Origin of the sequence: Actinomadura logoneensis (genome assembly GCF_003428695.1) — a bacterium.
GTDB lineage: Bacteria > Actinomycetota > Actinomycetes > Streptosporangiales > Streptosporangiaceae > Spirillospora > Spirillospora logoneensis.
Window position 1 is genome coordinate 1 of record NZ_QURH01000209.1, and the last position, 8,050, is coordinate 8,050.

Here is an 8,050-nt window from a genome sequence, read left to right on the forward strand (position 1 = left end):
CGCGCCGACCTGGTGCCCGGCGGCGCCGAGCGCGCCCGGGGCGCCGCTCCGCCGGCCGTCCGCCTGCGCGACGACCGCGTGGTCGAGATGGTCCGGCTGCGCGTGCGGCCGGAACTCCAGCGCCGCGGCTACGGCGAGGCCGTCGTGCACGCCCTGGAGGACCGCGCCGCCGAACTCGGCTACCACCTCCTGCGGGCCGACACCACGTCCCTGCAGGGCCCCGCGCTCGCGCTCTACCGCAAGTTCGGCTGGCGTGAGACGCACCGCGAGGTCATCAACGGCATCATCAACATCTACCTGGAGAAACGCATCCGCTGAGAGCCACCGCCGAGTCGGGAACCCCGGCTGGACCGGGAGACCGGTCGAGCCGGGGACCGGCTGGGGCGGGGGGACCCGGCTGAGTCGGGAGACGCCCGCTGGGGCGGGGGACCCGGCTTGGTGGAAGAGCGCCGCCGAGCGGCGGTGGACCCCCGGGACGACGGCCATCGGCGGAAGCGCGGTCCGCCACCTGACCGCCGTCCCGGGCCTTCTCATGCCCGCCCCGGTCACGTCCTCGTCCGGCGCGTCCTCGTCCGGCGCGTCCTCGTCCGGCGCGTCCTCGTCCGGCGCGGACTCGCTGGTCCCGCCGGACGGGTCGTCCGGCGGGTCCGGCGGCGTCAGAACAGGCCGGTCTGGGCGCCGAGGAACGAGAGGGTGTCGGTCATCAGGGCGGCGGAGCGGCTGACGGACCGCGCGGCGTGGCCGACGTCCGACTCGCGGCGCAGCAGGACGGGCCGGTCCGAGGACGTGGCGTGCTGCAGCGCCGCGCACATCTTGCGGGCGTGCAGCGGGTCGACGCGTCCGTCGCTGTCGAAGACGGTGAACAGGACGGCCGGGTAGGCGGTGCCCTCGCGGACGTTGTGGTACGGCGAGTACGCCAGCAGCCACTCCAGCTCGTCGGGCTTGTCGGCCGACCCGAACTCGTCGTTCCAGATGCGGCCGATGCCGAACCGCTCGTAGCGGACCATGTCGAGCAGCGGCGCCGAGCAGATGACGGCCCGGTAGAGGTCGGGGCGCTGCGTCAGGGCCGCGCCGACCAGCAGCCCGCCGTTCGAGCCGCCGGAGATCGCCAGCCGCTCCGGCGTGGTCAGGCCGTCGGCGATGAGGCGTTCTGCGGCGGAGTGGAAGTCGTCGAAGACGTTCTGCTTGCGGTCGCGCATCCCCGCGCGGTGCCACTCCTCGCCCTCCTCGGAGCCGCCGCGCAGGTTCGCGACCGCGTACACGCCGCCCGCCTCGACCCACGCGAGGATGGACGCCGAGTACGCGGGGGTCAGCGAGACGTTGAAGCCGCCGTACCCGTAGAGGACGGCCGGGCGCGGGCCGTCGCCGTCCGGACGGGAGATCACCAGCATCCGGACGGGCGTGCCGTCGTAGGACGTGTAGGTGACCTGCCGCGTCTCGATCTCGGGGACGGCGACCGTGCCGGGCGCGGACGCCCACAGGGACGTCTCGCCCGTCCGGGCGTCGTAGTGCAGCACCGACGACGGCGTGACGTTGTCGGTGTAGCCGAACCACGCCTCGTGCCCGCCCTCCGGGCGCTCGACGATGCCGCCGACCGAGCCGAGGCCGGGCAGCGGGACGGCGCCGAGCCGCTCCCCGGTCGCCAGGTCGTGCACGCTGATCTCGCTGATCGCGTGCCGCTCCCAGCCCGCGAGCAGGACGGGCCGGTCGAGGTCGTCCAGGATCGCGTAGTCGGTGAGCACGGCCTCCGGGTCCTCGGGGACGAGGTCGCGCCAGGTGCCGTGGGACGGGTCGGCGGTCGCGCCAGGTGCCGTGGGACGGGTCGGCGGGGTCGGTCACGCAGATCCGGGAGCGCGGCGCGTCGCGGTCGGTGAACACGTACGCGCGGCCGTCGCGCCCGACGTACAGGCCGGTCGAGGCGTCCACGCCCACCTGGACGGGCCGGAACTCCGGGCTCTCCAGCGGCGCGGCGGTGAGGTCGGCGATCCACAGGTCGTTGCGCGGCGCGGTCCCGGCGGACGCGGTGACCGTCATCCAGCGGCCGTCCCGGCTGACCGTGATGCCGTAGTAGTTCGTCTTGTCCAGCCCGTCCCCGAAGACCAGGACGTCGTCGGTGTCCGGGTCGGTGCCGACGCGGTGGAGGTAGACGCGGCGGTGGAACTGCTCCTCGCCGGACGGCACGTCGCCCGGCGCGAGCCGGCGCACGTAGTAGTACGCCTCCCCGCCGGGCAGCCACGCGACGACGGAGTTGCGGGTGCGGTCGATCGGGCCCTCGACGCGCTCGCCGGACGCCACGTCCAGCACGTGCAGCAGCGACTCCTCGTCACCGCCGTGCGAGACCTTGTACGCCAGCAGCCGCCCCTCCTTGTCGGGCTGCCAGCCGTCGAGCGTGGTCGTGCCGGACGGGTCGAGAGCGGTCGGGTCGACCAGTACGCGCTCGACGCCGTCCGCGTCGGCGGTGTAGAGGACGGGGTGCTCCTGCTCGGCGGTGCGGCGGGTGAAGAACCGGCGCCCGCCGCGCCACACCGGGGTGCCGACGCTGCCCGCGCCCAGCAGCTCGCCGAGCCGTGCCCGCAGCCGGTCGCGGCCGGGCAGGTCGTCGACCATCTGGTGGAACAGCTCGTCCTGCGCCGAGAGCCACTTGGCCGTGTCCTCGGAGTCGGCGTCCTCCAGCCATCGGTACGGGTCGGCGACGCGGTGTCCGTGCAGGTCGTCGGCGACGTCCTGGCGGAGCGCGGATGGGTACTGCGGTCGGCTCATGCGAGCACTGTATTCATCCCGGACCCCGGAGGATCCCAGATCGATCCGTGTCACGAGGTGTACGCGGAGCGTGACATCGGTAGGAAGGCACGTGATCAAAGGGTTCTTCGACAACGGGGGGTCAGTCCATGAAGAACAGCAAGATCGCACACGGTGCCGTCCTCGGCGGGACGGCGCTCGGCGCCGCGCTCCTGGCCGCGGGACCGGCGCAGGCCGCGGCGGGTCCGCTGCCGTCCCACACGGTGAACGGACCGGCGCCGAGGCCATCGACCGCCGCGTCCGCGCCGGCGAGCGGGCCGGTGAAACCCGCACCGGACCAGAACGTGCCCGCGTCGGGTCAGAGCGCGCAGGCACCGAACCAGAGTGCGCCCGCGTCGAACCAGGGTGCGCCCGCGTCGAACCAGAGCGCGCCTGCGTCGGGCCAGGGCACACCGGCGCTCGGCCACACGCCGATGACGTTCCAGGGGCCGCTGCTCGGCCCCATCGCCCCGACGTTCGGCCGTCCCGCATCCGGGTCCGGCCAGAACGCGCCGACGAACGGATGGCCCGCGCCTCTGCGGAACGACGGCGCGCTCTCGACCTCGCACGCCACTCCGTCCAACGGACGCCACCTGCCCCCTGTGTTCGGTGCGCCGACCGCACCCGAACGCAACAAGGGCGCGTCCCGGAAGGCGCCGGCCGACGGCACGGCACCGGCTCGAGAGACGCCGACGCGCGACGAGGTGCCGACACAGGCCGCATCACCGGCGGACACCGCGCCGACGGATACCGCACTGACGGACGCCGCGTCGACCGAAACCACGCCGACGGACGCCGCGCCGACGGACACCGAGGCCACATCGGACATGTCCGGCGATCTGGCACCTGCGCAGGGGACGGCCTCCGATGCCATGCCCGCGTCCGAAGACCTCGGGCTCGGCGAAGTGCAGCGGACGGCCGGGAACGTCGTGCTCGCCTACAACGCGCCGAAGGTCGCCCAGGCGGGGTCCACGGTGAGCTGGAAATGGACGGTCCGCAACACCGGCGACAAGGCCGTGGACGACGTCGTCCTCGTCCAGAGGATCACGCCGCAGCTCAAGGTCGGCAAGATGCCGGGCGAGTGCAAGGCGCTCAAGGCGGAGATCCGCTGCGCCTACAGCACGCTGCAGGCGGGGGCCACCGCGTCGGGCGAACTGTCGGCGGCCATCCCGTCGTCCGCCACCGGCGCCGTCCGGATCGACGGCAAGGCGACCTGGCGAGAGGGGCAGGCGAAGCCGCAGGCCGCCGACCCCTCCACACCCGACCAGGGTGATGCCTCCACGCCTGGCCAGACCGGCGCGTCCCCGTCCGGCCAGACCGGCGCGACTGCGCCCACGGTCTCGGACGTGCCGGACGCCGGCCCGCAGTGAGCCGTTCGTAGCAGGACGCCGGAACGGCTCCTGCGGCCCGGTCCGGTCCCGCCGAGCCGGTGGGACGGGGCCGCCGGACGTGCGGGAAGGCCCTCGGCGCCGGGATTTTCACGGCGCCGGGGGCCTCGGCCGTTCGAACCGTCGTGATCGTGGGGATGAAGGGGGTAGCGGGCGGTCGGCTCAGGGGCCACACTGAATGCGGACCGGCCGTCACGGCCCGCTGCCACCGCTCCTGGGCCCGGGCGGCGGCGGGGCCGGAAGGGACGGACCGGAATCGCCCCTGGGGAGGTCCTTGTGGCGGACGCGCAGGTGCCGGAGACGATACTCGGGCCTCGGTCCGGGGCGCGCGCGAGTCGTGCGCCCGCCGAGGCGGAGAAACGAACGCCCAGTCCTCCCGAGACGGCCGCGCACCCGGCGGAGGCCGTCTGATGCGTCAGGTCCTGCTGCTCAACGCGACGTACGAACCCCTCACGACCCTCCCGCTGCGCCGCGCCGTCGTCCTCGTCCTGCGCGACAAGGCCGAGATCGTCCACCACGACGCCACCGGCGCCGTCCTGCACTCCGCCGCGATGACGGTGGAGGTGCCCTCGGTGATCCGGCTCCGCCGCTACGTCCGCATCCCCTTCCGCACCCGCGTTCCCCTGACCCGCACCGCGCTGATGCGGCGCGACAACTTCCGCTGCGTCTACTGCGGACGGCGCGCCGAGACCATCGACCACGTGCAGCCGCGCAGCCGGGGCGGCAAGCACGTCTGGGAGAACTGCGTCGCCTCCTGCCGGACCTGCAACCACAGCAAGGCGGACCGGCTGCTGGAGGAACTCGGCTGGACGCTCCCGATCACCCCGGGCGTCCCCCGCGGCGCGCACTGGCGGCTGATCGGCATCGTCCACGACGGCGACCCGCAGTGGGCGCCGTACGTCACCGAGCCAGCCGCGTGAGGGGTCCGGAGCCGCCGACCTGACCTCCCGGGCGGCGTCCACCGGTCTTCGGCGAGCGTCTCGGGCGACCCGGTCGGGCCGGGGGCTGTCCGGGCGGCCGTCCGCACGTATCCTTGGGGCGTGCCACGGTATGACTATCGCTGCCGCGCGTGCGGATCGACCTTCGAGGTCTCGCGTCCCATGATCCAGGCGTCCGACCCGGCCCCGTGCCCGGCGGGCCACGACGACACCGTCAAGCTGCTGTCCACCGTCGCGGTGACGGGCCAGGCGTCCGCCCCGCGCGGCGGCGGTGGCGGAGGGTGCTGCGGCGGGGGCTGCTGCTCCTGACCCCCGCCGCCCCTCCGGGCGGTCACCGCGAGACGGCGTCGGCGGCGTCGGCGGCGTCGCGCTGCCGGCGCAGCTCGGCGGCGGTCTTCGCGACGTCGTAGTCCTCGTCCACACCCTCGAGCAGGAACAGCTCGCCGGGGATGTGGTCGGAGCGCAGGCGCTTGATCTCGGCGTACGCCTCGGACGCGTACCAGGCCCGCGCGCTCTCGGCGTCCGGGAAGCCGAGGATCACCACGACGCCGGGGAACTCGCCCTCCTTGACGTCCGGAATGCCCCCGTGCACGAGGAACCTGCCGCCGAACGGGTCCATCGTGGCCTGGATGCGCTCCATGTACTCCAGCGCGTCGTCGTGGATGCGCGGCTCGGGGTACATGCGGGCGATGGCGTAGGAGGCGGGCATTTTCGGGCTCCTCTGATCCGTCTTTCCGGACGCCCGGGTGCGTCCGGCTGATGATCACAAGTCTGCCGGGCACCCCCGGCGGCAGGCGATGACCTTCCACGTCATGCCGTCGCCTACGTTCCAGGGAACGCCGGAAGCGCCGCTCGGCGCGCCCGGTGCCTGGCCCAGCAGACCGCCGTGCGCCGCGCCGTTCATGCCGAACGCCCGCCCGGACGGCGTCCGGACGGGCGTTCAGGCGAACCCGAGCCCCAGGGGGCCGAAGAAGCTCAGCGCTGGGACAGGAGGCTCACGTCGCGGGCGGCGCCGGTGGAGGCGGACGTCGCCATCGCCGCGTACGCCTGCAGCGCCGCGCTGACCTTGCGGTCGCGGTCGCGGGGACGGTAGCCGCCCAGCTCGTCCAGCAGCTCGGCGCGGCGCGCCTCCAGCTCCTCCTCCGGGACGTCCAGCTCCAGCACCCGGTTCGGGATGTCGATGACGATCCGGTCGCCGTCCCGGACGAGCGCGATCACGCCGCCGGCCGCCGCCTCCGGGGAGGCGTGCCCGATCGACAGCCCGGACGTGCCGCCCGAGAACCGGCCGTCGGTGACCAGCGCGCACGCCTTGCCGAGGCCCCGGCCCTTGAGGAAGGACGTCGGGTACAGCATCTCCTGCATGCCGGGCCCGCCGCGCGGCCCCTCGTAGCGGATGACGACGACGTCGCCCGCCTTGACCTTCCCGCCGAGGATGCCCTCGACCGCCGAGTCCTGCGACTCGAAGACGACGGCCGGGCCGGTGAAGGTCCACAGCTCCTCTTCGACGCCCGCGGTCTTGACGATCGCGCCGTCCTCGGCGATGTTGCCGCGCAGGACGGCGAGGCCGCCGTCGGCGGTGTAGGCGTGCTCGACGTCGCGGATGCAGCCGTTCGCGCGGTCGAGGTCGAGCTCGTCCCAGCGCGCGGACTGGCTGAACGCCGAGGTGGTTCGGATCCCGCCGGGCGCCGCGTGGAACATCTCGACCGCCTCCGGCAGCACGTCGGGGGAGCGGACGTCCCACTTGGCCAGGTGCTCGGTCAGGGAGGCGGAGTGGACGGAGGTGACGCTCCGGTGCAGCAGCCCGGCCCGGTCGAGCTCGCCGAGCAGCGCCGGGATGCCGCCCGCGCGGTGGCAGTCCTCCACGTGGTACTTCGCGGTCGCCGGGGCGAGCTTGCAGATGCAGGGCACCCGCCGGGACAGCTCGTCGATCTCCTTGAGCCCGAAGTCGACGCCGCCCTCGACCGCGGCGGCCAGCAGGTGCAGGATCGTGTTGGTCGAGCCGCCCATGGCGATGTCGAGCACCATGGCGTTCTCGAACGCGTCCCGGGTCGCGATGTTCAGCGGCAGGACGGACGCGTCGTCCTCGTCGTAGTACCGCCGGGCGATCTCCACGACGGTGCGGCCGGCGTCCTCGTACAGGCGGCGGCGCGCGGTGTGGGTGGCGAGGACGGTGCCGTTGCCGGGCAGGGCCAGCCCGATCGCCTCGGTGAGGCAGTTCATCGAGTTGGCGGTGAACATGCCCGAGCAGGACCCGCAGGTCGGGCAGGCGCTCTCCTCCATCTCGGCGAGCGTGGCGTCGCTGACCGACTCGTCCGCGGCGGCGATCATGGGGTCGATCAGGTCGAGCTTGTTGCCGCCGTGCACGCCCTGGACGGGCTTGCCGGCCTCCATCGGCCCGCCGGACACGAACACGGTCGGGATGTTCAGCCGCAGGGCGGCCAGCAGCATGCCCGGAGTGATCTTGTCGCAGTTGGAGACGCAGACCAGCGCGTCCGCGCGGTGCGCCTCGACCATGTACTCGACCGCGTCGGCGATCAGCTCGCGGGACGGCAGCGAGTACAGCATCCCCTCGTGGCCCATGGCGATGCCGTCGTCCACCGCGATGGTGTTGAACTCGCGCGGCACGCCGCCCGCCTCCCGCACCGCGCCGGCGACCACGTCGCCGACCTCGCGCAGGTGCACGTGGCCGGGGACGAACTGGGTGAAGCTGTTGGCCACGGCGACGATCGGCTTGCCGAAGTCCTCACGCCGTACGCCGCTGGCCCGCATGAGGGCGCGGGCGCCCGCCATGTTCCTGCCGTGGGTGACCGTACGTGACCTGAGCGGTGGCATCGGGACCTCTTCCAACCGTGGACGGGCGTGGGCGGCGAGCGGGGACCTCGTCCGCGGCGGGTGGGCGGGCGCGGGCCGGGCTCGTGCCGCAGCGGGCGGGTCGCGCCGCGCTGC

General features: G+C 73.7%; 7 protein-coding genes and 1 pseudogene. 4 read left to right on the forward strand and 4 right to left on the reverse strand.

Annotated features, from left to right (window positions below):
* Window positions 1–318: GNAT family N-acetyltransferase (locus tag DZF91_RS11580; RefSeq protein WP_147341107.1), on the forward strand; the 318-nt coding region annotated here is incomplete at its 5' end.
* Between the two features lie 338 nt (window positions 319–656).
* Here the strand turns inward: DZF91_RS11580 and DZF91_RS11585 are convergent.
* Window positions 657–2,760: pseudogene (locus tag DZF91_RS11585) on the reverse strand (prolyl oligopeptidase family serine peptidase).
* Window positions 2,761–3,097: 337 nt separating this feature from the next.
* Window positions 3,098–3,607 carry a hypothetical protein gene (locus DZF91_RS38880; protein WP_147341108.1) on the reverse strand — a complete coding sequence of 170 codons (510 nt, stop codon included), beginning with the start codon at window positions 3,605–3,607 and terminating at the stop codon, window positions 3,098–3,100.
* A 43-nt stretch (window positions 3,608–3,650) separates the two neighbouring features.
* On the opposite strand from DZF91_RS38880, the gene DZF91_RS38885 reads away from it, so the two are divergent.
* The 3 genes from DZF91_RS38885 to DZF91_RS11600 all read left to right on the forward strand — a co-directional run bounded on the left by DZF91_RS38885 (window position 3,651) and on the right by DZF91_RS11600 (window position 5,413).
* Window positions 3,651–4,148, forward strand: a complete 498-nt coding sequence (locus DZF91_RS38885) for a DUF11 domain-containing protein (RefSeq protein WP_147341109.1) — start codon at window positions 3,651–3,653, stop codon at window positions 4,146–4,148.
* A gap of 428 nt (window positions 4,149–4,576) precedes the next feature.
* Window positions 4,577–5,086: an HNH endonuclease gene (locus DZF91_RS11595; protein WP_117357480.1), complete on the forward strand. Its 510-nt coding sequence runs from the start codon at window positions 4,577–4,579 to the stop codon at window positions 5,084–5,086.
* A gap of 120 nt (window positions 5,087–5,206) precedes the next feature.
* The gene (locus DZF91_RS11600; protein ID WP_117357481.1) at window positions 5,207–5,413 is read left to right on the forward strand and encodes an FmdB family zinc ribbon protein; all 207 of its coding nucleotides are present in this window, start codon (window positions 5,207–5,209) and stop codon (window positions 5,411–5,413) included.
* 22 nt (window positions 5,414–5,435) lie between these two features.
* Here the strand turns inward: DZF91_RS11600 and DZF91_RS11605 are convergent, their stop codons facing one another.
* The gene (locus tag DZF91_RS11605; protein WP_117357482.1) at window positions 5,436–5,813 is read right to left on the reverse strand and encodes a DUF1330 domain-containing protein; all 378 of its coding nucleotides are present in this window, start codon (window positions 5,811–5,813) and stop codon (window positions 5,436–5,438) included.
* A gap of 266 nt (window positions 5,814–6,079) precedes the next feature.
* Entirely contained in the window at window positions 6,080–7,936 is a 1,857-nt protein-coding gene (gene ilvD, locus DZF91_RS11610; protein ID WP_117357483.1) for a dihydroxy-acid dehydratase, read from the reverse strand.
* Between the last annotated feature and the right edge of the window lie 114 nt (window positions 7,937–8,050).